Origin of the sequence: Planococcus massiliensis, assembly GCF_000821325.1 — a bacterium.
In the GTDB taxonomy this organism is placed as follows: Bacteria; Bacillota; Bacilli; order Bacillales_A; family Planococcaceae; genus Planococcus; species Planococcus ruber.
In genome coordinates this window covers 1,674,922-1,699,958 of sequence record NZ_CCXS01000001.1, presented here as the reverse complement: position 1 = coordinate 1,699,958, position 25,037 = coordinate 1,674,922, and the positions used below count along the sequence as shown (strand labels likewise).

Sequence of the window (25,037 nt, the reverse complement as noted above, 5' to 3'; positions counted from 1 at the left end):
CAACGCATCAGGTTCAGGGGCATGCTGTCCCTTCCTGTGAGTCATTAGTTTCAATTCACATATTTCCCTTTCCAGTTTACGTATTTTATTGGGTTTTGCTGTTTTGCAGCAGCGGTTTCCAACTTTGGGTACCGTCTTCAGAGAAGTAGGCATCGCCCCGCAGCGTGTAAAAAGCCAGTTCCTGGTCATTCGCCGGATTTACGGCGATAAAAGCGATGCCATCTTCCGGAAGAGCCGGTATGTTCAGTCTTTTCAACGCCTCATTTTCACCAGTATACTGCATCAAAGCCGCCGCTGTCCCGAAGCTCCCGAAGTACAGCCCTTGCTCGGTGAAATGCACCGCGGTCCCTCTTTCTCCTTCAGCCGTAAGGGCTTGGAACGATTCTCCTGCATCTTCCGAGAAATAAATGCCTGTCGAAGTAGCCGCCGCCACAAAAGCTGAATCTGTCGGGTGAAGAGCCAGTCCTATCACTTCGCCTTCCAGTCCTTCAGCTTTTACAGGTTGCCACGACTCCCCTTTTTTCGTGCTTCTATAAACGCCTGCTTCCAGCAAGGAATTGGGCGCCGGATTAATCAAAAAGAGGTCATGGCTATTGTAACCGACAGCCATGGCATGAAAATCCGTCTCTCCCTGGAACGCAATTTCTTCAAGGGTTTCTCCACCGTCCACACTGCGCTGAATTCCAAGCGGATTGGGTAACTCAGAATCTGCGCTCGGGTGGCCAGACGTAATAAAACCGTCATCTGTCGCATTGAACCCCATGTAATCATGGAAATTATCCGTTGTTTCGAACCACTCACCGTCCCGGTAGATTTTCAATCCAATGTGTGACGCAAAATACAAGTCTTTGTCATTTCCCGCATAGCCCATTCCATGGACATGATTCATTTCTCCATCGTACGGGGCCTCAAAAGAGCCCGTATCCTCTCCGCTGCAGCCGGCCAACATAATTACCGCCAACAGTGCACCGATCGCTTTTCTTTTCATCTTCATTTCTCTATTCCTCCAGCTCTTTCTTTCTAGAAAATGTTCTTCTCCACCAGTTTACTAAATAAGTTTCGATTTTTTGTGCAGTTTCTTCTATAGAATAGAGAACTTCCCTTAGTGGTTCACGAACTTGCCATAATCCACTGCCCAGACCATTTGCACAAGAAAATGTCATGGTTCCTGCACACAATATGCAAAGTTAAGGGGTAAAGTATCTAAAGACAAATGTAGAAAGAAGGAGATCGCAATGCCAAAAAACAAATGGATGATGGGGATACTGTCACTTGTAGTCGCCGTCACGTTAAGCGCCTGCAATACAGATAGCGAGACGAGTGAAGAATCAATGGATATGAATAATGCAACCGAAGAAAACATGAGCGAGGATTCGGGGCATATGAATATGGACCATTCCGGTTCAGGAGAAGTACCAGCAGATTTACAGGAAGCGGAAAGTCCAACCTATGAGGTAGGAAGCCAAGCCATTATTGAAACGGATCATATGGAAGGGATGAAAGGCGCGGAAGCTACGATTGTTGGAGCTTACGATACGACTGTTTATGCGGTCACTTACACTCCGACCAATGGCGGCGAACCGGTGGAAAACCACAAATGGGTCATCCACGAAGAACTTGAAAATCCAGGAGACCAACCGTTGAAACCAGGTGATGAAGCGACAATCGCTGCCGATCACATGGAAGGAATGGACGGTGCCACAGCTACGATTGCTACTGCCGAGGAAACAACTGTCTACATGGTTGATTTCACGCCGCCGACTGGCGGCGAACCGGTCACCAATCATAAATGGGTAACTGAAGCTGAATTATCAGCCAAATAACCCAACTTAAGCTGTAGCTTCTCCGATTCCCAAGTGCTGACGATCATGCAAAACCAGAAAATATGCAGGATGCCGGCTAATCTGAGAGTGATTGGCCGGCTTCTTTATATTTCAGACGAAAACTGCATGGAGTGACGATAAAATTCGTTGTAATTCTTTCTTCTACAGTAAATTATGCATTTTCTATGGAGTTTATATGGGAATTTAAATGGTAAACAGATAAGAAAGGCATCGATCCCGTTCAGGCATTCTTGTCAAAATCAATCTTTTACTATAAGGAGAGGGTTTTATGAACAGTTACGTTAAGTTTGGAATCATGATTGTCACTTCGACCTTTTTGATGTATTGGTTGATGTTCTTAAACGTTTTTCAATTCGAACATATCACATTCAGTGAAACAAGAATCTATATGGCGTTGATTATGGGCTCTGTCATGGCCATTGTCATGCTGTTATTCATGTGGCCAATGTACAAGAACAAAAAAGTGAATTCGTTGATTTTAGCTGGCAGTGCAGTAGTATTCGCGCTTTCACTTTGGCTCGTCCGCAGCCAAATATTAATAGAGGACACCGGATGGATGAAAGCGATGATCCCTCATCATTCCATCGCTATCCTAACTAGCGAACGAGCCAATATTTCAGATCCACGAGTGAGAGAGCTGGCTGATGCGATTATCAAGACGCAACGCGAAGAAATCGCTAAGATGAAAAGAATAATAGAAGACCTGGAGGACGAGGAATAACCGGCTCAAAAAAGGAAGGCCAAGCAGCGATTGCAATTCGCTTTTGGCCTTCCTCTTTTTCTAGAAATAAATTTCTCTCCTTATCGATTTTCTGCCGATAAGTTTTGATATGTTAACTAGATCTATTATTTAAGTGAAAATCTTATAAATTACTTTTCTGCTTAGAAATATATACTTACTTTGCTATACCTCTTAGCTTATTAATAACTGACAGTTTAGTTTAAAAAGCAGGTATTTATTGAAGACTGTATAATTAGTTACTAGTCAGGATATTACCCACTCATCAGATATAAAGGAGACATACTAAATGCTTCAATATATTCAGTACAATTTCGAACAAATAGGACCAACTATAATCGCTATCCCCGCACTTGGCGAACGAAAGGAAATCTTTGAAGAGTTAGCAAAAGACTTAAAGGAATTTCGATTTCTTGCAATTGATTTACCAGGCCATAACAATACTTCTTCCCAAAATGATTTCACAATCGAAACCTATGTCAAAGATGTAAACAAGCTTTTAGATTACCTCTCCATTTCAAAAGCTCATTTTATAGGGAATTCCATTGGCGCCTGGATCATACAAAGCTATTATAAAAGCCATCCTGAATCTGTTCTTTCTATAACCCTCATGGATGGGGGGCATTATTTTCCTGGAGACTACGAAAATAGTGAAGAAGGAGAAATTAAGCTTCCAATCATCGAAAAATTTGAGGATTTAAAGATGGCCATTAAACAACAAGTTGATTCAATGGACAAATTAGCCTCCAGTAAAAAAGAACTTTTTAAAAACTACATGCTTAATAACTTTATTTTTAAAGACGGCGTTTATGTTCATCATAGTAATCTGAATGCATTAAATACTCTTTCAAGAGCTATCGATAAAACTAACTACTGTATTCAGCAGTCTAATGAACTTCCTTTATTATTATTGCTGGCTGACCAAGGAAGAGAGAATTCAGAAGAAGAAAAAATAAATAGTTTTTTGACTTTAAATAAACATGCAACAGTAGAAAGTATCCATAATAGTTATCATTTCTTACCCATTACCAATACAAGCGATGTGGCAAAACACTTAAAACTACATTTAGTATAGAATCAAAACATAACACAAATAATAATTCGGCTACCTTTCAAAGGCAGCTTTTTTTATAAGCGGAAAAACCGTTCGTAAAAGTACACTACTACAAACAAGAATAGGAGAATTTTCAATTGAAGCTCCTTCTCTTAATAAATCTTGATTTGTAAAATATGTACTTCAATTCCGGCTCTAAAACCGTATAGAATAGCCCTTTGAATGTATCATTTTTTCTAGCAAGTTCAATTTTTCTTCGTCTTCTTATTAAGTCAATGAAAAGAAGGATCTGAATGTAACTTAATTAGACATAAGTTACATTCAGATTTAAATTTTAACAACAAAAAATGCCTCTCAAAAAAGGCATTTTTCAGCGATATTTATGACCATTTTTCTTCATCGTCTACCCATTGTTTATTCTTTAAGTCATACGATGTGCCTTCGTCGTGGAAAACAAAGTATGATGGCAAATCCAATGAAGCCCCACCTGCGGTTTCCCAGCATTGACGGAACCAATCTGCAAATACCTGTTGTTCTTGTGGAACTAACGTTTCCTCATTCTGCTCGTAAAAGTCAAAAAATGCCTCCAGCTGATCATCATTTACCTGATAATATTCTACTTCTGGCAGGACCTCTTCACTTCCAGCAAAAACTGTTTGGTCATTTCCTTCGTTGAAAACTTCGTTGGCGTCTTTATCCATGGAGAACATGGTTATGGATAGTTCGAACCTGGTAGGTTCAATAGATGGGGTGAAATCTAAAAGGTCTATGTCAGAAGAAAAATTGTATGTAAAAATTCTTTTCATATTTGAAACCACTAAAGGAGATTCTTTCTCCAAGTTGGCTTTGATAGAACTGATATACTCATCGACCGAAAACATAAATAAACCTCCTTAAAATTGTTTAAAAGCATTGATTATGACATTGATTTACCGATTTAAACTACTAAATATCATAACACCAATAATTGGAACTTAACTACTTATTTTATAAATATTTCAACTCTTTTAAAGGTATTAATCTCCGATAAATGAATGTAACTTAATTGCTATTAAGTTACATTCAAATAAGTAATAAAGGCTTTGCTTTCTCCCGGTTATAGAGAAGTGAAATTTGGATATTCGAAAGAGGGAATCATGCTACACTAAATAATAAATAGGGTAATATTGTTATTTGAAAAAGGAGGAATTTTTAATGGATGAAATACCTAAAATTACCTTCGGTGTCAAAGTCGCAATGGGGGTTATGGCATTTTCAGCTACTCTTATCATCCTTTTACTTGGCGTATATGGGTATTTTAAGTACTCAGCTTATCAAGATGCAGAGGAATTAGAACTTCTTACAGAGGAACATATAACAAATAAATATCCCGATGCAAAAATCTTTAAAATTGAAGCTGATACTGCACTTTTAGGTGAACGTCTTGCTCATGTCGTATTTGAAGGTGAACCAGACTTTACATATTCATATGGACTGGGGATCGCTGGAATAATTCAAATTAAACCGAATCCTCCAGAAGATGAAAAATCTCAATATAATTACCTAGAACAGTAGTTTTGAATAAAATCAATACCTATTAATTTTTGGTTGCAACTTTGACATTTTTTAAACTGTATAAATCTGCCAACTTGAATGTAACTTAATTAGACTTATGTTACATTCGACAAAGGTATATATGTGGCTTCTGAATAACTGGTAAATTTTAATTTACAGACCTTCATAAACGGTGACTTTCCACGGCAGCCATATCAAATCTTCTTCCGCCCCTACCAAATCTTTAAGCACATCATTCGTGTAACTAGCTAGCTCTTCAGCTTTTTGCTGTTCCGGAAACAGACCGAATTCATTGATTGACAGGTTTGGATCAAGGGATAAATAATCCTCTAGAAGATGATTCCCCAAAAAAGTAAGCAACTTCCCACCCAACCCATAACCTGCAATGTCGTAGCCAGCAAACATCCCGCTGTTGCTAGCTGGCTGCCTTTTCCCTAGACAGAGGACAACTCCTTCACCATTTTCATCATTGCTATGATTTCGCCAGTCGTGAAATTCCGGAAGATGCTTTTCGTCCAAACTGATGCCAATTAATAAAACGTCTGGATTTTGAGGCTTCGCTTCCCGATAACCCTCCAATGCATCCTCCAACGTCTCAAATACCATGGATACCATGACCTTGTCCAGTACCTGTTCAGATAAAACCGGTGTCGGCTTTTGGGGCTCTCGCCCCTCCCAAATGTCGAAGAGATTGGGAAAGATGCCGCCCACTTTATCATCCAATGAAATCAGCTTTTCGACGTGGATTCCTCCGGCTACTACTTGTTTAAGAAAATAAGCTTGATTAGCACAGGCTGCTGACAAGAGAAAATAGCCGCCACTGTATTCTCTCCATTTCACCTCCCCTTTTAAACTTTTAATTTCAAAACCTTATAGTTCCATGTGTTGAATGTAACTTAATTCACATTAGGTTACATTCACTTTATTTAGTTCCCTCGATCTTTATCAAACCATTCTTCTCCATTCCACTCGGGAACCATTCCACCTATCGCAGGGAGCGATATTTCCGGATCAGTTGATTGAATAAAACTCAATAATGCTTTTCCTTCAAGTAAGAATCTCCAGGAATTTATCTGGATGATTTCTAATACTTCAATGGCCAGTTCAGGATGTTTCGCAAGGAAGGACTGATAATGAGTAAAAATCAACAGAATGCCCGTATTGTTTATTAGTAAATCAGATAGACAATCACTAAACGCATTTAGGTTTTCACCGTAATAAGCTGGAAAATCCAACTTCCTCGCAACTTCTTTATGGAAAAGCCCTTCATCCCATTCTTTACAATCAAACCGTATTATCTCAAAACCTTCAGCTTCGATTTCTCTACTGTTTTTATCTAAAATGTCTGTTTTGCCATACAAAACTATACTGCCGTTGACCATCATCTGTTTCCAAACCGTTGATTGCACATCCAATTTCTTTAGCCCCTTTTCTCACTTAATCTAGAAAGCATTTTTGAAATCTTATCCCTCCGATGCTACTTTTCAAGTTTCTTAAGAATTAAAGAGTTGAATGTAACTTAACTGCACTTAAGTTACATTCAAATCCTAGTCTTTAAGCCAACACTTTCAATTGGATTTTGCCGAGAATCTTTTATTACTTCTCCAAATCAATCTTGTCTTCCCTCTTCTCGAATTCTATCTAACACAAAATTTTTTAAGAGGCTATACCCATTCAATACCTATCTCAGCAAATGAAATTCTACTTTCGTTCATTCCTTCTTCATTTCTTGATCCAATGGCATCTATATCACGTTGAATCAAAGTGATTGCTTCGTTAGGCTTTGCTATTTTCAAGTAAAAGAGTTTTTTCAACAACGCCATTTGCTCTTCCGTAAATTCATATTCTTCTTCACAAGCCTCAAATGCTGCTTCAGGGTCCAGGGATTGAATTTCTAAAAGTTCCCCTCCTCTTACAAGCATTTCATCAAAAAAATGGCAGGAGAAAACCTGATTTCTATCTCCCCACATGGCTGTAGTAATTGAAGGAAGAGTCTCCCCATCTACATCGTCCAGCAAGTACTGGAGCGTTTCCTGCTCAGCGAGTTGGATGACTTTTTCAGGCGCCTGATCTAAATAGTCTTTTGCGCTTAAACTGTCAGATGAAAGTTCATCATTCCGAAATCCGGCTACAAAAAAATCCGGATGAAAGGTTATGGTGCCTCTACTTCCCTGACTGTTATTCATATTACAGTTAAAACCATCCCATGAAATTTCATGAGCAAGCTCTGGAGCATCAGCGATGAAAATAGCATGAGCGATGGATGCCAAAATGCAGCCTTGCCGCAATTCCTCATGTGACCACCCTTGTTCCATGATTAGATATGGAGACAATTTGTTTCCCCCTTTATTTACCTTTTGTAATCACACATTTCCTTTAACTATACTAAGTAAAAGAATGGAAAACCAGTAAGTTTTCGAAAAGAGAACCGTTCGTAAAAGTACACTTATACGAACGCCTCCAGTACCAGCATAGAACCCACAAAAAAACGTTCGCAAAGCTCCTAAAACACTTTACGAACGTTCTCCTATTCAGATAGATATTTACGAACGCTTTTTTGAGATTCTACTTTTGAGTGCGCTGGCTGAAATCAGCTTCGATGTCCTCTTTCCAATTCCGATGCAGTTTCTTGCCTTGGCGGAAGGAACTGACGGTTTCATTCAGAACGCGGTAGTTGAGTTCAGTGCCCAGTTCATCGGCATGGTAGTTGACAGCGCGGTCTTCTTGGATGCCAAAGTTTTTCGCGGCAGCGATGGCGTCAATATTGGCACCGAGGAAGATGAATTCCCAGCCGAATTTCTCTTTCTGGCAGGCGATCGTCTTTCTGATTTTCGCGTAATTGTACTCACAGCTTGCGTTTTCCATGCCGTCGGTGGTGATTACAAATAACACTTTCTCAGCCTGCTCTTCTGCACTGGTCCGCTTCTGCACATTCACCAGCTTTTGAATGGAAGATCCGATGGCATCCAAAAGCGCGGTCGTGCCGCCGACTTCGTATTCTTTTTCGGTCATCGGCGCGATGCCGGCAATTGCAATGCGGTCATGCAGCAACTCGAAGCCGTGATTGAATAGGACGGTTGTGATTTTTGCGTCGCCTGCCTCTTTCTTCTGTTTTTCGAGCAGCGCATTAAACCCGCCGATTGTGTCTTTTTCAAGCCCCGCCATCGATCCGCTTTTATCGAGAATAAACACAATTTCAGTACTTCCTTTTTTCACCTTGTTTTCCTCCTTGTGTGTCCTGTATGGTACAGGCGTTTGTGATACTCCAAGGATAATCGAATGGCGGGTACAATCGGTCGCTTCAAAAGCGACATTTACGCACCGAGCAGCGTCTGCTCAAAAGCAAAGAGGGCTTCGTTGATTTCGAAGATATCATAGATTTGGTGGGTAATGAAATATTCGATGATGACATCGAATTTTTGGCTATTCGAAAAAGCGTAGCCAGCGGTTCGCAGCAATTCCGCTGTTTCTTCAAGGTCCAGTTCCAGCGCAATCGCAAACGCGAATACGGTTTTTTTGAGCGGTGTATAGCCCGGAGAATTCCGGATCTTCGAAAACAATCTCCGGTCGATATTCGCTTTTTTATAAACCGCTGTATCGGTCATTCCTTTTTCGTCGATAAATTGAAGGAGCCTGTCCGAAAAAGTTCCTTCAATCCGGCTCAAGGCTTCTTCCAGGCCATTGATGGCTTGCCGGCCCACTGCCCGTTCTTTGGCTGAATGGAACACTTCTTCTGAAATCCGATGGTTCCGAGCATATTTCAGCTCTTGCTGTTGGACATAGTGTTCATCCAGGTAATTGCCGATGGATTGGGATAATTTTTCGCTAAAGCCGAATGACGCTTGGTCAAAGACGACCAGATACACAAGCAATTCATGTTCCGGTTCCATTAAGAAACGATGGATTTCCGAAATGGCGACTTGCAACGCCTGTTCTTTTGGGTATCCGTATATGCCGGAAGAGATTAGCGGAAAAGCGATCGAATCACAGGTTAAGGAATGGGCGAGCCCAAGCGAATTTGCATAGCACGACCGGAGAAGTTCTTCTTCCTTGTGCTTTCCTCCGTGCCAAATCGGCCCTACTGTGTGGATAATGTACTTGGCATCCAAATTAAAGGCTTCTGTACTGACCGCTTCCCCGACCGGGCAATAGCCGATTTCATTGCAGGCTTGCTGCAGCTTTTCGGCACCTGCTGCATGGAATATCGCGCCACATACCCCGCCGCCCATCTGGAGTTCTTTATTCGCGGCATTGACAATGGCATCGACCTGCATTTTAGTAATGTCATTTCTTACAATTTCTAACGGCATCTGATCGTCCCCCTTTCTTCTATTATAATATTCGCTTGCAACCGTAGTAAGCGTTCAGCCCAAAAGCTTATCGATTTCCCGGATTTCGAGCTTCATCCGTTCCGGCCAGGAGAGCAATTTTTCGTCGGCATATTGCCTGCCAGCTAATGCCAGTTTGAGCAGCTTTTCGTCTTGACCTATCCATTCCGCCAGACCATCCGCAATCCGTTTCCCATCCATTTCATCGAATAAAATCGCGTTAGCTCCGTCTTCCAGTACGCGGCAGACGCTATCATTTTTTAAGGTGCAGACGGCTGTGCCGAGAGCTAATGCCTCCAGTATCGAATTTCCCAGATTGCCGCTTTCATTCAAAGTGATATAGAGGTCGGCATTGGCAATGTGGTAAATGGCTTCTTCATGATCCAATGCATCCAATAAACGGATGTTCTCCAATCCCTTCGAACGGACCATCTCCATAACTCTGCTTTTTTCAGGCCCATCTCCAATCGCGATTAAATACGGAGACGGCTTTTTTTCCAGAAGTTCCATCAATTTCACAATGCGGTCCAGCCGTTTCCATTCAACGAAACGATTTGCCGTGCAGATCACAAAAGCCCCTTCAGGCAATCCCATTTTCGCTCTATAATGTTCATCCGGTTGTTCGTTCAAATATTTTTCTTTATCGTGCAGACCATTCGGCCAAAAGCGAACACGGTCCATTTCAATGCCAAGTCTTTTCAATACTCGGTCGCCGTCGGTGCCATCGTTTGCCATGATAATCAGATCCGCTTGAACAGCCGTACCATTTATATAGTCGTGGGCTTCATAAAATTTTGGGCTGTCTAATAGAAGGCCAAGTTCCGTCCCTTGAAAACGGGTGATACATGGAATTCCTAGTTTGTCAGACAACCTTTTCGCCGCACGGGTGCTGAAAATTTCATAGCCGTAGATAAGGTCCGGCTGCAGCTCCGACGCCAGTTCAATTCCTTCCCGGTAGGCTATGCGGTTCCAAAACTTTGCAAAAAACGTCGCTTCTGTCCTGTCCGCTTCCGCATGGTCTTTTACCAGATTTAGCCGCTTTATCGCTTCAAATACGGGATAATACCGCGAGCGCTTCACAATGATATGCGGAAAAGGGCTGCTTTCTTTCGGCACATCTGCAAATGTCAGCATCGTCACATGATAGCCTTCCATGCTAAAACCTTTCAGCGTATTATATAGAGTTTGGTTTCCGGCGTTTTTTATTGCCTGTATCGCCTTCAAAGTTCACAAGCGGCAAAGTGTTTAGCATCAGCATCCGTTTCATTCGCCATCGCCTCCACCATGAATAGATTCGAAGTCCTATTCATTCTTTTCCCAAAAACTCAATGCCTCATGCCCAACTAAAAAAGCTTATCTCAAAATCCGGCCATGGCCGTTTTCAAGATAAGCTTCAGATGTTTATTTTTCAAGATTTGCTTTTGGTGAAGCATGAAGGTTTTGCGCCGGTTCCCTTTCAGCAGCAACAGCCGGTTTTTTCGACCAGATTGTCGCAAGAATCGGACCCGAAATGTTGTGCCAGATTGCACCCCAAACGCTTGGCAAGGCAGCCAATGGACTAAAGTGTGCGGTCGCCAAAGCCACGCCGAGGCCGGAATTTTGCATGCCGACTTCAATTGAAATCGCGCGGCGGTCGTTTTCATTTAACCCAAGTGCAAAAGCCGTCAAATAGCCAAGGAGCAGCCCGAAGCCATTATGAAGAAAGACTGCGAAAAAGACGATCGCGCCTGAACTGATGACGTTTCCGGCATTTGCTGCAGTGACTGCTGAAACAATGATCAAAATCGCCAATACCGAGATCAGCGGTACGATGGTGATGCTTTTTTCCACAAATTTCGGCAAGAAGCGCTGGACCATGAAGCCTAAAGCAATCGGAACAATGATCACTTGAATAATGGACATGAACATTGAAACCGGATCAACCGGAAGCCACTGGCCAGCGAGAAGCAGCAACAGCAGCGGCGTCATGATCGGTGCCATTAATGTAGAAAGAGAAGTCATGGCAACCGACAAGGCGAGATTTCCTTTTGCTAAATACACCATGACGTTTGACGCGGTTCCTCCGGGAACACAGCCAAGGAGCACGAGCCCGGCCGCTAGTTCCGGCGGAAGATTCAATACTTTCGCGATGGCAAAAGCTGCAAGCGGCATGATGATAAATTGGGCAGCAACGCCAATGATAACGGGAAGCGGCCGGGTCAAAACAATTTTAAAATCAACGGGTTTCAATGTCAGCCCCATTCCAAACATGACAATTCCCAGCAAAATGGTGATGTATGCGCCGAGCGGAAGAAATGGATCGGGAAGTAAAAAGGCGATAAGTGCAATCAGGATGACCCAGAAGGCGAAATATTTGCCGGCAAAATTGCTGATGGATTCTAAAACTTTCATTGGACCGCTCCTCTCGTTTCTTGCTTGATCAGTTTATTTGGATTTAACCGGTTGTCAGGATCCAGCGCCTGTTTAATTCGTTCCATGACGAGCAGTGCGGCTCCGTGTTCTTGCTGCTGGTATTTCTGCTTGCCGATTCCAACGCCGTGTTCACCGGTGCAAGTGCCTCCCCGTTCGAGTGCATAAAGAACAATCTGCTCATTCAGCAACTGGGCTTTAGCCACTTCTTCGGGGTCATTCATGTCCATCATCAGCAAGACATGGAAGTTGCCATCCCCAACGTGTCCGACAATGCCGCCGACCATGCCTAAGGCGAATACTTTCTCACGGGCATCGGCGACAGCGCCTGCCAGTTCCGAAATCGGCAGACAGACATCTGTCACCATCATTTTCTTGCCTGGATTTCCATGGATAAAGGCATAAGCTAAATTATGGCGCGCTTCCCACAACCGGTTGCGCCCCGCATTATCGGTTTCAAACTCGATGCTTTCGCAATTATGCCCTTCAACAATTTCGTTCATAAAGGCGATGTCTTGCTTCAGCCCGGCTTCATTGCCGTGAAATTCAAGAAATAAGGTCGGTTTTTCTGCATAATCCGTTTCACTGAAAAGATTCACTTGGCGGATTGAGACTTCATCCACCAGTTCCACTCTCGCAATCGGGATGCCCGCCTGCAAAATCGAGACAACTGCTTCGACCGCATCTTTAACGCTTGGAAAAGAAGCACGTGCGGCCGATACATGCTCGGGGATGCCGTAGACTTTCAACGTCAATTCTGTAAAGCAGCCGAGCGTCCCTTCTGATCCCGTAAATAATCCATTCAAATGAAGGCCGGACGACGACTTCGCCGCTTTATTGCCGGTATGGATTACCGTTCCGTCAGCAAGCACCACCTCGAGATCACGGACCTGGTCGCGCATGACCCCGTATTTGACGGAAGTCGTTCCGCTCGCATTGGTCGCCGCCATTCCGCCGAGTGTCGCATCCGCTCCCGGATCGACCGGGAAGAACAGTCCATATTTCTTTAATTCTTTATTCAATTGCGTACGGGTAACGCCTGGCTGAACTTTGACCAAAAAATCATGTTCCAGCACTTCGAGCACCTGATTCATCTGAGAGAAATCAATTGTAATGCCGCCGTTGTCCGGAATCACATGCCCTTCCAAGCTCGAACCAAGCCCAAATGGAATAATAGGAACGTGCAAACTCTTTGAAATTTCCATGATGTTCACGACATCTTTCGTCGTCGCAGGAAATACCACGATATCCGGCAGTTTTTGGGCGTGATACGATTCGTCCCTGCCGTGCAATTCCCGCACCGTTTCATTCAAAGTAATTTGGTCTGTGCTCAACTTCGTTTGTAAAGCCTCAACGGCTCGTTCAATTTCCTGCAGCTTCATTGCCGTTCATCCCCTCATTTAACTATCAATATAAAGACATTTTTCAATTGGTCCGACCAATAAAATTTATTATACCGATTAATCTGAATTTTTCAATGATTATTTTAATTTATTGATTATTTTTTGGGAAATTGATAAGGTGAAAGAACTACTGGTTTATCAGGAGGAGCGAAATGAATGGTTTCTGGAAAGAAAAAGACATCGCAGATTATTGCGGAAAAAATCGAAGAATTCTTTTTGAATGGAGATTTGCATCCTGGCTCCAGACTGCCGTCGGAGCGGGAACTCGCTGGCCGCTTCGGTGTTAGCCGCTCTTCTGTCCGAGAAGCGCTGCAGCAGCTGGAATTGGCTGGAGCCATTGTGATTAGGCAAGGCGGCGGCAGCTACATCAACACGATCGAAGTCCGGAAAGTGAGCCGTTTGCTTTCCGATTCCATCGTTGAAGCTGAAAGCCACCTTGTCCAGGACATGCTCGAACTTCGGCGCGCACTCGAAATCGAAGCGATTTCCCTCGCAGCGGTTAGAGCCATTCCGTCTGATTTAGCGAATATCAAACAAGCACTTGATGAGATGAAGAATGCCTTATACGATGCGGAAAAAGGAATCAAAGCGGATTTGCATTTCCACCAGCGCATTGTGGAGGCATCACATAATCCCTTATTGATCCATCTTGTTCAGTCATTAGCGGAAAAAATGGAAGATTCCATCCGGGCAACCCGCACGCACCGGTTTATGGATGTGGACCGATATGAAGATACTTATGTGGAACACGTCGAATTATTCGAAGCCATCTCCATCCGGAATTCGGCGCTTGCAAAAGAACGGATGGAAAAACACATCACCCGTATTTTGGACGAACTTGATCTGCCGGATTTTCCATTGCCAGCCCAACCGGACAACGTGGGGTAAAACAAAAACGCCTGCTGTAAAGATCAGTAGGCGTTTCGTTTTCATTTACCGCATAAATCCACCTTCGGAATGGATGATTTGCCCCGTGATCCAATCGGCATCCCGTCCAGCCAAAAACTGGACCAATTTTGCCGCGTCTTCCGGCTTGCCGATTCGGCCAAAAGGAAACCGCTCCTGCAAGTATACTTTCAAGCGATCGTCCATCCAGCCGGTGTCCGTCGGGCCTGGATTGATGGCATTTACCGTTATGCCAAGCGGCGCGGCTTCCGCTGCCAGCGTGATGGTCATCGCTTCAACCGCCCCTTTGGTTGCGGCATAAGCTAGTTCACCCGGCATCGCTCCTTGGAACTGCCCCGAACTCAAGTTGATGATCCGGCCGCCTGATCCTTTCTTAAATGCCTTGGCGAATTCACTGCAAAGAAGCGCCGTTCCGCGGACATTGACTTCGTAGTGGCGGTCCCAAATATCTGCTGTCAACTCTGTAAACGGACCGCTAGTGGAATAAGCGGCATTGTTGACCAAAATATCCGGCGGTCCCATTTTGCGGATAACCGTCTCCATCAACAGAGCTGGCGCTTCTTTTTGCGACAGATCCATCTCCATTGCTTCCGCTTTTACACCAAATTCCCTGAGTTTGAAAAGCAATGCTTCCGGCTCATCAGCTTCCACTCCCCATGGCATTTCCCGGTCATAAGCCGTCCAGTAAGTAAAAAATAAGTCGCAGCCGTTTTTAGCCAGTTCCAGGCAGATGGCCGCACCGATGCCTTCCAGCCGGCTCGCACCGGTCACTACCGCCAATTTTCCAGCGAGTTTCATCCAACCACACCTTTCGGCTTTTCGGAATTCAAATAAGGCATGATCCGGCTCCGGTTCAATTGGAACCGGTCCCAGATCCTTGAGACAATTAGTCCTTGCTGGACCATATCTTCAAATTCTGACAGAGTGACGAGTTTCGCATCGCAAACTTCCCCCGGCTGCAAGACGAGGTCTTCCGGCTGGATCGGAGCCGTTCTTTTCCAGATGTAGCTATCCAGAAAATAATTAGGATAGCGAATTTCCCCCAGAAACTCCAGCTCTTTTTCTTCCGCCACGAGGCCCGTCTCTTCTGCCAGTTCACGCACAGCCCCCTGTATACTCGATTCACCTGCAGTCACGGAGCCTCCCGTCGTTTCCCAAAGGAGCGGATACATTTTTTCCGCGTCTCTTTGCGTCAAGAGAATCTGGCCATCCGCATTCACTGTTAAAATCTCCACTACCACATGGTATTCAATCGGCTGCTGGGCTTCTCCTCTTGTATGTAATTTGTTTATCAGTCTTTTGTTCTCATCTACCAAATCCCAGACTTCCATTCGGATCTCCTCTTTTCTATGGCTTTCTTTTACATTGGTTAATGGCATCTTCTAAAGCTTCAAGCTCATGGAAATCGTTCTCGTTTGGAACCCGAGATTTTCATATAATTTCACAGCAAAATTCTCAGCTTTTGCGCTTAGTCGAACTTCCGCATAGCCTTCTTTCTGAAAATGGCTAATCGCTGCATCCATTAAAACTTTGGCATACCCGTTGCCTCGAAATTCCTTCAACACAAATAATTCATAAATAAACCCATTCTTTTCATCAGTGAATTGGTCTTTACCGATGCCTAATAGTACCCATCCCAACAGCTGATCTTCTTCTGTAGCAGCTAAATAAAAGCACCCCTTATCCAGCAGCGACTGAATAAGCTGCCGAATTTTTTCAATGGTTGGCCTGGCTTCTCCCAGAGTACCGTCGAATATGGCCTGTGGAGACAACGAGAGAATCGTTTCCATCAATCCTTCATTTGGTTCGCTTATATTCATATTCGTCCTCCTGTTGTAACAGTTTTTCTGGTATGCCATTTTACTCCCCGTAAAAGCGATAAAACCTTCGGTACTGGCTCGCAATGAACCGGCATTCCGAAGGTTTTCTTTTACAGGATCAAACCATAATCGGTCAAACCAACAATGATTTTTCATACTTGCCGAAGAATTGATTGATCGTAATGATGGAGCCGGTAATGATCGACATGATCTTTTGGCCGATCGTTTCTTTATTGCCTTCAGTTTCCTTAAAAATCAGTGAGCTTCTCCACAACTCTTTCAAATTGCTGTATTCGTGCGGAAGCTTTTCAGCCAGTTCAAGCAACTGTTCTTTGTGCGTCACTTGTTCCAGCAAGATTTTGACCTCCTGCAGCAGCTTGGAACTGACCGCCATCCTTTTGGTTTCAAATACATACTGGGATAATAGGCACATCAGCCGTATTTCGTCCTGTCTTAAAGCACGGGAATTTGGGGCAGAAGAAGCCAAAGCCACGGTATTGTTTACAAATGGATGGATAATGGTGCAGTAAATGGTGCGGTCGATCATTTCATCACTTCCCCGTTCTAAATTTGCGGATTTTTTCCGATCTTATTCTTTTATCCAATAAGAGGCACCGTCTTTGCTCCGATCAAAGAAACCGTATTCGATCAAATATCGCCGGATTGATACATAGTCATGATAAACCTTTTCCAAGATTTCGTTCATTTGGAGTTCCGTGTAAGTTCGATCCGGATCGAACCTTGAGGCAATGGATTCTAAAAGAACCAGCTTCTTTTTCACCTTGCTTGGAAACACTTCAATCCGGTTTGTAAAATCACCTTTGAAATAATTTGCTAAAATCTTTTCTTTTTCTTCAGCGGAAATTCCAGCAGTAAGATTCATTTTTAGGCTCCTTAACAGAAAATGTCCAATCGTGTCATTTATTCCAAAAGTATAACAAAAATTCCGATAAGTTGATACGGCCCTCCCATCAAAATATTCTCGTATGCGGTTTGCTATCCTCGATATCTGGCAGGATTCTCTATATGATGAAGAGGCACGGAAAATTAACGATGAGGTGAAAAAATGGGCACAGCATTGATCCTAATTGATATTCAAAATGATTATTTTCCAACAGGCAAGATGGCGCTTCACAATCCGGAAAAGGCAGCTGAGAATGCAGCAAAAGTTTTGGATTGGTTTCGAAAAAATCAGAAGGACAACATTTTCCATGTTCAGCACATCGCTGCCAACCCGGCGGCCGGTTTCTTCCTCCCGGATACAGAAGGCGCTGAAATTCATCCAACGGTCCAGCCACAGGAAAACGAACCCATTGTGGTAAAACATGCACCGAACAGCTTCCTCCGTACAGACTTGGAAAGCCAGTTAAAGGATAAAGGAATTACTAAGCTTATCGTGGCCGGCATGATGACCCATATGTGCATCGATGCCACAGTGCGCGCTGCAGCTGATTTAGGCTATGAAACCACGCTAATCGAAGATGCATGTGCAACACGTGAGCTCACTTATCAAGACAAAAGGGTGCCGGCCGAACATGTGCATACCGCATTTGTCAGCGCGCTCCAATCGTATGCAAAAATAATAACGACTGATGAGTTCTTAACACAAGATGGATCGGTCCATTGATCAGAAAAAGGAAGCTTGTTCCATGCAAGCTTCCTTTTTTGTTCCCATTTTATGAAATCCGCCCGTATAAACGACGCAGTCAGAGGAGAATCATCCACGAAATGCTGAAGATGATATAGACCGCTGATACTGTCATCCAGAACGTATTTGTTGAGGTGTCTGGGTGTTTTTCTTTAATGACTTTTTTGATGATAGCGACTAAATTCAGGCAGAACACGATGGCTAAAATCGGGTTTAAATAAATCCCTGCTAATATTAAATTTTCCATCTCCCTGACTCCTTGCTGGTTTTTTTATATTAGAAATTCATTTTAATTTACAATACGGCATTGCGTTGCTTCCGGTTCTCTTTAATCAAATTCAAAAGCTGCAGGCCGTCACTTCGGCCACCGCCTAGAAATCGCGGATATGTAAATGGAAGCAATGGGCTCGCAAACAAAAAGAAGCAAATGCCTGCAAGATTGACAAAAATGCTCTCGGGCACACCCGAAGAAAAAATGGCAGCTGCATAAAATAAGGCAGCCCCTACAAGTGAAAGGAGCGGCCCGCCCAATAAAAAGATCGTTCGCGGACGAACTGCCGAAAGCGGGACTTCTCGCCAGTTAGGTTGAATGCAGAATCCATACAGAGCCAATGTCAGGTAGCATGTAATCCGGCCAAGTATGATTTTCAGCTTCTTTTCTTTACTTGAAGACCCCAAATATATTTCGGCTGTAGCTTTTTTATTTTGCATAACTGTAGCAACAGCATGCCCTAGCTCATGAATGAATAGCCCCGTTGAAATCATCAGCAGAACCAGCATTATTTCCAGTATCATCCCCAATGCGTTCTCCCCCCTTTTATACCGGCTCAACTCTTTAATTGAATTATTCGAGATCTTATAGTTAATTTTACCATTTAAGATCATTTAATCCACTAATTTCTAAAAAATCCAATAAATAAAAAAGGTGCTTAAACTCAAGCACCTCTTCTCTATCGTTCACCTTAGTCAGTGAATGTATCAGCCGGTCGAAAAGGATTTCCATAGCCCTTCTGAAATCACTTCCACTTTTCCATCGGTCACTTTAATCGCCGTTTGATCGTCGATGGCATAAGACGGACCCTGGATTTTCGATGCCCATTTTGCTGCATGATCCAACGTGTTTTCCGGAAGCGATTCGTTTTCCAGATGCGGAAAAATCGAGAAGCCGATGAGGCTAATGCCTTCATCTTTTCCACTGGGCGGCATCCAGCCCATGAAATCTTCGCCAATCCGCGGAGCCAGCGCCATACTGCCGGCACTCATGCCGACATAAACGGCCTCTAACTTTGGCAGCATTTGCGCAAGTCCGGATTCGCGCATCCAATGCGCCAAATAGAGCGCGTCCCCTCCTGAGACAAGAAAGACGTCCGTTTTTTCGATCAGCGGCAACCATCGTTCCCATGGAATACTCGGGAGTGCCGTAAGTTCCAATATTCCGACGGATTTCCAGCCAAAATTCACCATCGGGTTTTCCGAATTGCCGCTGATAAATTCCCAAGTCTTTATACCGGGGCCGACCCATGGATGTCCGTACATGGCCGTCGGTATGCAAAGCGCCGAACATTCTGATACGGGTTTTCCGAGCGATTTGACCAATGCATCCTCAATGCTTTTATTTGTGATGCCGGCTGATGTGAGCATATACTTCATGATTCCCTCTCCTTTCACGCCATTCACTATCGTCTTAGACGGAATTATTTTAGGATAGGCAGATTCGGTTGATGGACCCAGTCCAAGATAAATCTGGCTTGGTGGGGATTCAAATGCGGAAACTGATCCGGCGAGAAGAAACGGTGTTCCTTGCTTTCTTCTGCATCTTGGATCAACTCCCCTGCAAAATCCGTTGCATGGAAAATAATTTGGACACTGAAAATTTGATCTCCATTTGCGTATTCAGCAAAACCTTCTTCGCCAGAATAAAGGCCGAACAGCTTTAAATCTTCGACTTTCAAACCTGTTTCCTCGAGTGTTTCACGCACCGCTGTCTCCTCGAAAGTTTCTCCAGGTTCCATCACTCCTCCAGGAATCCCCCAGACATCATCGTCTTTCCGGTGCTGCAGCAAAATCTGGCCATTTCTTTCAATTATGATCCCGCAGCCGACAGTCATAAGCATCTTCGTGCCGATTACCTTCCTCATTTCTTGGATGTAATTCATGTTAGCCTCCTATGAGATAAAAATTGTATCTTGTACCAAAGCCTTTCTTCCAGGTATTTGAATGAAAAGCATCTTCAACTCATCCCTTAAAATGGGACATACTTGAACTAGTTTTTCTGCTGGTTCCTGATCATCAATTGACCTGCAATCAATCCCAGCAAACCATTCGTGACAATGAGTGCGCTATTCGGTGTATTGGAAACGATTAAAATTAGAGTTAGTACACCCGCTATTCCAGCGAACAATAAAGCATTCGAAGTCATACAGCCCATCCTTTCTTTTAAATCCTGTACCAAAAGTTGTCCCTCCAACATTTCTTTTTCTTAAGAGAGACTGGTAAAATCATTACACCAATTATATCCAGTGTTTATATAAAAAATTTTAAACATTCTCAACAATCACTTTTGCGTTCTCTGAGCTTAATTTTTTTATGTACGAAATCAAATCTAATTAGAGATTATTCAATAAACCGGAATTTAAAACGTATCCGTTTGAACGCAAACTGTGCATCGCAAGAATGGAAATCATCCACTACGTACAAAACCGGTGAAACCAAGCTAGACAAAAAATAATACCTACGAATCCAAAAAAAAGCTGTCCCATCTGCCACAACATGTGGCCAGGCGGAACAGCTTTTCAAATTTTAACGGATCGTTTTCAAAGCGGTCGACCAAGGAATGACTTGGTCGAGCATTTGGTTTACCGAGGCTGCTTGCACAGGTGCAGGTTTGAACTCAGCGCCATTCACGAAATCAGTGAACAACGAAAGAGCCGGATGGACACGGACGTCCGCTACCAATAATTCGCCCAGGATACCGCGAAGGTGTTCAGCTGCGCGTGCACCGCCTACGGAACCGTAGGATACGATGCCGGCTGCTTTGTTGTTCCACTCAAGGCGCAGATAATCCAATGCGTTTTTAAGTGAACCTGTGATCGAGTGGTTGTATTCTTGCACGACAAAGACAAATCCGTCCTGGGCTGAAATTGCTTCTGACCAAGCGGCTGCGCCTGATGCGTCCCCGCCGTTTTCACCTAGCAATGGCAGTTTGTAATCTGCGATATCAATGATGGTATAGTTCGCATCATTGCGCTGATCCGCCAGTTCTTTCACCCAATTCCCTACTTGCGGGCTTAAGCGCCCTTCACGTGTTGATCCTAAGATGATGCCGATGTTTAACTTCGTCATTTCTGTTTCCTCCTGTTGTTTGTTTCCAAATAGTTTTGATAAAAAGCTCATTTAAATGATTCTCCTTACAGATACTCTTTTTCGATCGTTTTCGTGCTGCGCACCGTATCGATTGGGCGAACCATTGCTTCAATCTGTTCACGCTTCGGCTCTAAGAACGGCGGCAATGATAATTTCTCGCCGACTGTTTCATACGGTTCGTCTCCCATGAATCCAGGGCCGTCTGTAGCCCATTCAAAGAGAATCCCTTGCGCTACCCGGGCATAAAGCGATTCGAAGAAGAAGCGGTCCACGTAGCCGGAAGTACTGAATCCTAGTTGCTGCATCCGGTCAATCCATTCTTTCAAGACATTCGTATCCGCTACCCGGAATGCGGCATGGTGCACCGTGCCAAAGCCTTGCTGGCCGCGCGGCAATAACGTATTGTGCTCAACAATCACTTGTGCACCATTCCCGCCTTCGCCGACTTCAAATAAATGAAGCGAGCCTTCTTTTGCGATTTCGCGCATCAACATCGCTTTTTCCAGCACTTCTTTGAAGTAATCGAATTCTGCAATGCGGACGTGGATCGGACCCAGCCCTGTAATGGCATATTCCAAAGGAACCGGCCCATTCTGCCAAGGGGTTCCGGAAGCGACGCCGACATTTCCTTCGTCAGATACCAGCATGTATTGCTGGTCGTCAAAATCCACGAAGGATAACGTCTTTTTGCCGAACACTTCTTTGATGCCTTTATGTTTCACTTCATATTTATCAAAACGCTTCACCCAGTATTCCAGTGCAGCGTCAGTCGGCACCCGGAAAGCCGTTTTGTAAATTTCATTCGTGCCGTGCGTTCCTTTCGGGATGCCCGGGAAATCGAAGAACGTCATATCGGTTCCTGCCGACCCTTTATCGTCTGCAAAGAATAGATGGTATGTTTGGATATCGTCCTGGTTGACGGTTTTCTTAACTAGGCGCATTCCAAGTACATAGGTAAAAAACACGTAGTTTTTTTCAGCACTGCTTGTAATAGCCGTTACGTGGTGAATCCCTTTTAATTCGTTCATAGCAAATCTCTCCTCTAATCAATAATTATCTCGAATTCGAGATATATGGTTAAAAAAATAAAACTTTGGCAAAATGGCTTATCCATAAATTATCTTTAATTCGAGATAATCATATCATGGCATTTTGAACTGGTCAAGCATAAAGTTTTTTCTTTGCCTTCAATTAAAAAGAGCATCCACTCGCGGATGCTCTTTTCGGCTCGATCGCTTGATTATCTCAAAGCCATTTTTACGGTTTTTCGGTAATACCCTACCGTCAATAAGGCAAAAAGCAAATAAATGGCAGCAAATAAAATCATGACAGTTATCGCTGAAACCAGTATGCTCGACTGGAAAAAGTAAGATAATGCTTTCAGGGCAAAAATCGAATGAATCAAACTGATTGCGAGCGGCAACCCAAAAACAAACAGCTGCTTGCGGATAATGCCATTCATAATCTCATTCACCGAAAAGCCAAGCTGGCGCAGCGTCGAATAGCTTTGCTTTTCTTGTTCCGCTTCGGTCATTTGCTTGAAATACAGGATGCTTCCGGTAGAAACCAGGAACACGAGCCCCAGGAATCCAGCGATGAAAATCATCAGTCCGTTCGACTGCATTCCGTCTTGAACCGTCGAATAATAATCTTGGCGCGGATTGGCCCCATAATATTTCGGCTGGTGATAAATCGCGGATGCCGCTTCCAAGTCTTGGCCATTTAATATATGGAATCCATCAATTCGGCGGATTTTAACCGAGCCGCTGGCTTGCAGCTCTTCTTTTAATTGTTCATATTTCGTTGGGTTCACCACCACTTGGGTATAGAAAGTCTCCCAGTTGATGACGTTCCCTTCCCCGAATGCAGCAATTTCAATCGGTTCTTCTAAATCATCAAAGTAAAGGTCCGCCGGCAAGCGTTCGTCGTCCATGAACATGGAAAGGGATGACGTAGAATGCAGGCTCGCGCTGGCAGTTCCAGGCGCTTCGATATCGATTCCAGTGTTTCGCAGCTCTTCATCGCTCACAATAGCAATGTACAGAGGATCACTTGGAACCGCCAAAGCGCCTGCTTCCAATTGGCCGCCTGTTACGAGAATTTCCATTGTGCCATGCTGGAATTCAATGCCTTCCTCTTTCATTTCCGCACTTATTTCTGTCGCAAAAGCTTCCTCGTCTTCAAAGATGAAGTCGAATGGCATTTTGGCAAGGGCTTCTTGTTCCGTTGAATAATAGAACGAGTAAGCACCTGCAATCATCGACAACGTCATGGCCGACAAGACGGTGATGATCGTCAAGGAATTGACGTTGCCTTTTAAACGGTGCATCAAAGGCGCAATTGATAAACTGTTGACCAGCCCAAGATGCCCTTCTTTTCGGCTTCTGATTTTGTACAAAAGCCAGCTGAGCGTCACCCGGAAGATCAGATACGTGCCAGCCACGGTTAAAACCATCACACCGAAAATGTTCAAAAAGAAATTCGTATCGAACATTCTTTCAGAAAGCCAGTAGCCAAACACGATGAAAAGTACGCCGGCAGCTGCGAGAATAGCGGCAGCAGCCGTTTTCGGTTTTTTTGGATGTTCTCCGACTTTTTCTTTGTTAAATAAGGACAGCAGCGTGTTGCGGTAAACCATCCGGATCATTTGGATTGTCGTTAAAGCAAAAATTCCAATAAACACGGCAATCGTCTGCAGCACTGCCTTCATGGAGAAAGAAACACTGATAGCGGTCTCAAATCCAACCAATTTTAGCAAGAGTAGGAGGAAAACACGGGATACGAGCATTCCAATTAAAATGCCGACAAGTAAAGCCCCGATTCCCAATAAAGTATTTTCAACCACCAATAAACGGGCAATTGTGCTTTTTTTCAAGCCGATCAATTGATAGAGCCCAATTTCCCGGCTTCTTCTCTTCAAAAAAATCGAATTTGCATAAATGATGAAAATTCCGGCGATAAAGATCAGCAAAATCCCGGCAGCCAGAAACGCCTTGCTGATCATCTTGTTTCCTTGTTCCACTATGGCTTGATCATATTGCAGTGTGGCAAACACAAAATACAGAACCACGCTCAGGATAAGTGCAAAGAAGTAAAGGTAATAATGCTTGACGTTTTTCCGCATGCTGCGGATGGCCAAATCAAAGAGCGTCAATGCTGTCACCCCCGAGCACAGCCTGAACGTTAAGGATTTCCTGGAAAAACGCCTGTCTTGTTTTAGCGCCTTTGTACAGTTCGGAATAAATTTGGCCGTCTTTCAGGAAGATCACGCGGCTGCAATAACTGGAAGCAAGCGGATCATGAGTCACCATCATGATGGTCACTTCGCGCTTTTCATTGACGTCTGCCAGGTTGCCGAGCAGAGAAGAAGCGGCTTTTGAATCAAGCGCTCCGGTCGGTTCGTCCGCAAAAACCATCGATGGCTGATTGATGAGCGCCCGCGCAGCGGAAGTCCGCTGCTTTTGCCCTCCTGAAATTTCATGCGGATATTTGTTTGCTAGTTCCGTGATCCCCAGGATGTCAGCGATCGAGCGGAATTCCGCTTCCGCTATTTTCTTTCGCATCTTGCCGAGCGATACCGGAAGCAAAATATTTTCTTTCACGGTCAGCGTGTCCAGCAGGTTGTAGTCCTGGAAAATGAATCCGAGACGATCGCGTCGGAATGCCGACAACTGTGCGTCTTTCATTTTCGATATATCCGATCCGCTGATTGTGATCGTCCCTTCAGTCGGCCGGTCAATCGTGGCGAGCACATTCAGCAATGTCGTCTTGCCGGCGCCGGAAGGACCCATGATGCCGACGAATTCCCCTTTTTCCACACGCAGGTTGATGCCTTTTAAAACTTGCTGGACATTCCCTTTAGAGCCGAATGATTTTCGTATATTGACGGCTTGGAGAACGGAGTGCGAATCTGTTTTCTTATTGGTTTTAATCGCCTCTTTTATTTTTGTAAACATAGTTTTGCCTCCC

30 protein-coding genes are annotated in these 25,037 nt (G+C 44.0%); 6 read left to right on the top strand and 24 right to left on the bottom strand.

The annotated features are described in order from the left end of the window. Window positions 1-85 precede the first annotated feature (85 nt). On the bottom strand, window positions 86-994 hold the full coding sequence (locus tag BN1080_RS08295) for a F510_1955 family glycosylhydrolase (protein ID WP_052651606.1): 909 nt from the start codon (window positions 992-994) through the stop codon (window positions 86-88). 241 nt (window positions 995-1,235) lie between these two features. Between BN1080_RS08295 and BN1080_RS08290 the strand changes: the two genes are divergently transcribed. The 3 genes from BN1080_RS08290 (at window position 1,236) to BN1080_RS08280 (ending at window position 3,658) form a co-directional block, all read left to right on the top strand. Beyond that, window positions 1,236-1,823, top strand: a complete 588-nt coding sequence (locus tag BN1080_RS08290) for a YdhK family protein (protein ID WP_052651605.1) — start codon at window positions 1,236-1,238, stop codon at window positions 1,821-1,823. A 289-nt stretch (window positions 1,824-2,112) separates the two neighbouring features. Beyond that, window positions 2,113-2,565, top strand: coding sequence for a DUF305 domain-containing protein (locus BN1080_RS08285; RefSeq protein ID WP_052651604.1), 453 nt, complete (start codon window positions 2,113-2,115; stop codon window positions 2,563-2,565). Between the two features lie 307 nt (window positions 2,566-2,872). Next, window positions 2,873-3,658, top strand: a complete 786-nt coding sequence (locus BN1080_RS08280) for an alpha/beta fold hydrolase (protein WP_052651603.1) — start codon at window positions 2,873-2,875, stop codon at window positions 3,656-3,658. Between the two features lie 359 nt (window positions 3,659-4,017). Here the strand turns inward: BN1080_RS08280 and BN1080_RS08275 are convergent, their stop codons facing one another. Next, window positions 4,018-4,518, bottom strand: a complete 501-nt coding sequence (locus BN1080_RS08275; RefSeq protein ID WP_052651602.1) for a hypothetical protein — start codon at window positions 4,516-4,518, stop codon at window positions 4,018-4,020. 313 nt (window positions 4,519-4,831) lie between these two features. Here BN1080_RS08275 and BN1080_RS08270 point away from each other — a divergent pair, with 313 nt between their 5' ends. Next, window positions 4,832-5,191 carry a hypothetical protein gene (locus BN1080_RS08270; RefSeq protein ID WP_052651601.1) on the top strand — a complete coding sequence of 120 codons (360 nt, stop codon included), beginning with the start codon at window positions 4,832-4,834 and terminating at the stop codon, window positions 5,189-5,191. Between the two features lie 153 nt (window positions 5,192-5,344). Here the strand turns inward: BN1080_RS08270 and BN1080_RS08265 are convergent, their stop codons facing one another. The 8 genes from BN1080_RS08265 to BN1080_RS08230 form a co-directional block, all read right to left on the bottom strand. After that, on the bottom strand, window positions 5,345-6,031 hold the full coding sequence (locus tag BN1080_RS08265) for a hypothetical protein (RefSeq protein WP_052651600.1): 687 nt from the start codon (window positions 6,029-6,031) through the stop codon (window positions 5,345-5,347). 86 nt (window positions 6,032-6,117) lie between these two features. Continuing rightward, on the bottom strand, window positions 6,118-6,600 hold the full coding sequence (locus BN1080_RS08260) for a barstar family protein (protein ID WP_234398999.1): 483 nt from the start codon (window positions 6,598-6,600) through the stop codon (window positions 6,118-6,120). Between the two features lie 255 nt (window positions 6,601-6,855). Continuing rightward, window positions 6,856-7,524 carry a hypothetical protein gene (locus tag BN1080_RS08255; RefSeq protein ID WP_052651598.1) on the bottom strand — a complete coding sequence of 223 codons (669 nt, stop codon included), beginning with the start codon at window positions 7,522-7,524 and terminating at the stop codon, window positions 6,856-6,858. A gap of 232 nt (window positions 7,525-7,756) precedes the next feature. Continuing rightward, complete coding sequence (locus BN1080_RS08250; RefSeq protein WP_052651597.1) at window positions 7,757-8,407, bottom strand: vWA domain-containing protein; 651 nt, start codon at window positions 8,405-8,407, stop codon at window positions 7,757-7,759. Between the two features lie 98 nt (window positions 8,408-8,505). Continuing rightward, a complete protein-coding gene (locus BN1080_RS08245; RefSeq protein ID WP_052651596.1) occupies window positions 8,506-9,501 on the bottom strand; it encodes a macro domain-containing protein in 996 nt (331 codons plus the stop codon). A 54-nt stretch (window positions 9,502-9,555) separates the two neighbouring features. Then, the gene (locus BN1080_RS08240; RefSeq protein WP_052651595.1) at window positions 9,556-10,674 is read right to left on the bottom strand and encodes a glycosyltransferase family 4 protein; all 1,119 of its coding nucleotides are present in this window, start codon (window positions 10,672-10,674) and stop codon (window positions 9,556-9,558) included. Window positions 10,675-10,920: 246 nt separating this feature from the next. Then, window positions 10,921-11,910 (bottom strand): bile acid:sodium symporter family protein, encoded by a 990-nt coding sequence (locus BN1080_RS08235; protein WP_052651594.1) that lies wholly within the window; start codon window positions 11,908-11,910, stop codon window positions 10,921-10,923. Next, window positions 11,907-13,310, bottom strand: a complete 1,404-nt coding sequence (locus tag BN1080_RS08230; protein WP_052651593.1) for an FAD-binding oxidoreductase — start codon at window positions 13,308-13,310, stop codon at window positions 11,907-11,909. The genes BN1080_RS08235 and BN1080_RS08230 overlap by 4 nt, the downstream gene beginning before the upstream one ends. A gap of 177 nt (window positions 13,311-13,487) precedes the next feature. Here BN1080_RS08230 and BN1080_RS08225 point away from each other — a divergent pair, with 177 nt between their 5' ends. After that, window positions 13,488-14,219, top strand: coding sequence for a FadR/GntR family transcriptional regulator (locus BN1080_RS08225; RefSeq protein WP_052651592.1), 732 nt, complete (start codon window positions 13,488-13,490; stop codon window positions 14,217-14,219). 45 nt (window positions 14,220-14,264) lie between these two features. Here the strand turns inward: BN1080_RS08225 and BN1080_RS08220 are convergent, their stop codons facing one another. The 5 genes from BN1080_RS08220 to BN1080_RS08200 form a co-directional block, all read right to left on the bottom strand. Continuing rightward, window positions 14,265-15,035: an SDR family oxidoreductase gene (locus tag BN1080_RS08220; RefSeq protein ID WP_052651591.1), complete on the bottom strand. Its 771-nt coding sequence runs from the start codon at window positions 15,033-15,035 to the stop codon at window positions 14,265-14,267. Continuing rightward, window positions 15,032-15,568 (bottom strand): NUDIX hydrolase, encoded by a 537-nt coding sequence (locus BN1080_RS08215; protein ID WP_052651590.1) that lies wholly within the window; start codon window positions 15,566-15,568, stop codon window positions 15,032-15,034. Before BN1080_RS08215 ends, BN1080_RS08220 begins: the two co-directional genes overlap by 4 nt. Before the next feature lie 51 nt (window positions 15,569-15,619). Continuing rightward, window positions 15,620-16,057 (bottom strand): GNAT family N-acetyltransferase, encoded by a 438-nt coding sequence (locus BN1080_RS08210; protein WP_052651589.1) that lies wholly within the window; start codon window positions 16,055-16,057, stop codon window positions 15,620-15,622. Window positions 16,058-16,190: 133 nt separating this feature from the next. Further along, window positions 16,191-16,604, bottom strand: a complete 414-nt coding sequence (locus BN1080_RS08205; RefSeq protein WP_052651588.1) for a hypothetical protein — start codon at window positions 16,602-16,604, stop codon at window positions 16,191-16,193. A gap of 42 nt (window positions 16,605-16,646) precedes the next feature. Continuing rightward, complete coding sequence (locus BN1080_RS08200) at window positions 16,647-16,940, bottom strand: DUF2087 domain-containing protein (RefSeq protein WP_052651587.1); 294 nt, start codon at window positions 16,938-16,940, stop codon at window positions 16,647-16,649. Between the two features lie 183 nt (window positions 16,941-17,123). On the opposite strand from BN1080_RS08200, the gene BN1080_RS08195 reads away from it, so the two are divergent. Beyond that, on the top strand, window positions 17,124-17,684 hold the full coding sequence (locus BN1080_RS08195; protein ID WP_052651586.1) for a cysteine hydrolase family protein: 561 nt from the start codon (window positions 17,124-17,126) through the stop codon (window positions 17,682-17,684). 79 nt (window positions 17,685-17,763) lie between these two features. Here BN1080_RS08195 and BN1080_RS08190 read toward each other — a convergent pair whose 3' ends face one another. The 9 genes from BN1080_RS08190 to BN1080_RS08150 all read right to left on the bottom strand — a co-directional run bounded on the left by BN1080_RS08190 (window position 17,764) and on the right by BN1080_RS08150 (window position 25,024). Beyond that, window positions 17,764-17,952, bottom strand: coding sequence for a hypothetical protein (locus tag BN1080_RS08190; RefSeq protein WP_052651585.1), 189 nt, complete (start codon window positions 17,950-17,952; stop codon window positions 17,764-17,766). A 47-nt stretch (window positions 17,953-17,999) separates the two neighbouring features. After that, window positions 18,000-18,590 carry a hypothetical protein gene (locus BN1080_RS08185; RefSeq protein ID WP_234398948.1) on the bottom strand — a complete coding sequence of 197 codons (591 nt, stop codon included), beginning with the start codon at window positions 18,588-18,590 and terminating at the stop codon, window positions 18,000-18,002. Window positions 18,591-18,683: 93 nt separating this feature from the next. After that, the gene (locus BN1080_RS08180) at window positions 18,684-19,355 is read right to left on the bottom strand and encodes a Type 1 glutamine amidotransferase-like domain-containing protein (RefSeq protein ID WP_052651584.1); all 672 of its coding nucleotides are present in this window, start codon (window positions 19,353-19,355) and stop codon (window positions 18,684-18,686) included. A 44-nt stretch (window positions 19,356-19,399) separates the two neighbouring features. Continuing rightward, window positions 19,400-19,861: an NUDIX hydrolase gene (locus BN1080_RS08175; protein ID WP_052651583.1), complete on the bottom strand. Its 462-nt coding sequence runs from the start codon at window positions 19,859-19,861 to the stop codon at window positions 19,400-19,402. Between the two features lie 107 nt (window positions 19,862-19,968). Beyond that, window positions 19,969-20,157, bottom strand: a complete 189-nt coding sequence (locus tag BN1080_RS08170) for a hypothetical protein (RefSeq protein ID WP_052651582.1) — start codon at window positions 20,155-20,157, stop codon at window positions 19,969-19,971. 347 nt (window positions 20,158-20,504) lie between these two features. Beyond that, window positions 20,505-21,098, bottom strand: coding sequence for an NADPH-dependent FMN reductase (locus BN1080_RS08165; protein WP_199876599.1), 594 nt, complete (start codon window positions 21,096-21,098; stop codon window positions 20,505-20,507). 14 nt (window positions 21,099-21,112) lie between these two features. Further along, window positions 21,113-22,096, bottom strand: coding sequence for a ring-cleaving dioxygenase (locus BN1080_RS08160; protein ID WP_052651581.1), 984 nt, complete (start codon window positions 22,094-22,096; stop codon window positions 21,113-21,115). A 212-nt stretch (window positions 22,097-22,308) separates the two neighbouring features. After that, window positions 22,309-24,222 carry an ABC transporter permease gene (locus BN1080_RS08155; RefSeq protein ID WP_052651580.1) on the bottom strand — a complete coding sequence of 638 codons (1,914 nt, stop codon included), beginning with the start codon at window positions 24,220-24,222 and terminating at the stop codon, window positions 22,309-22,311. Then, window positions 24,209-25,024: an ABC transporter ATP-binding protein gene (locus tag BN1080_RS08150; RefSeq protein ID WP_052651579.1), complete on the bottom strand. Its 816-nt coding sequence runs from the start codon at window positions 25,022-25,024 to the stop codon at window positions 24,209-24,211. The genes BN1080_RS08155 and BN1080_RS08150 overlap by 14 nt, the downstream gene beginning before the upstream one ends. Window positions 25,025-25,037: the final 13 nt, after the last annotated feature.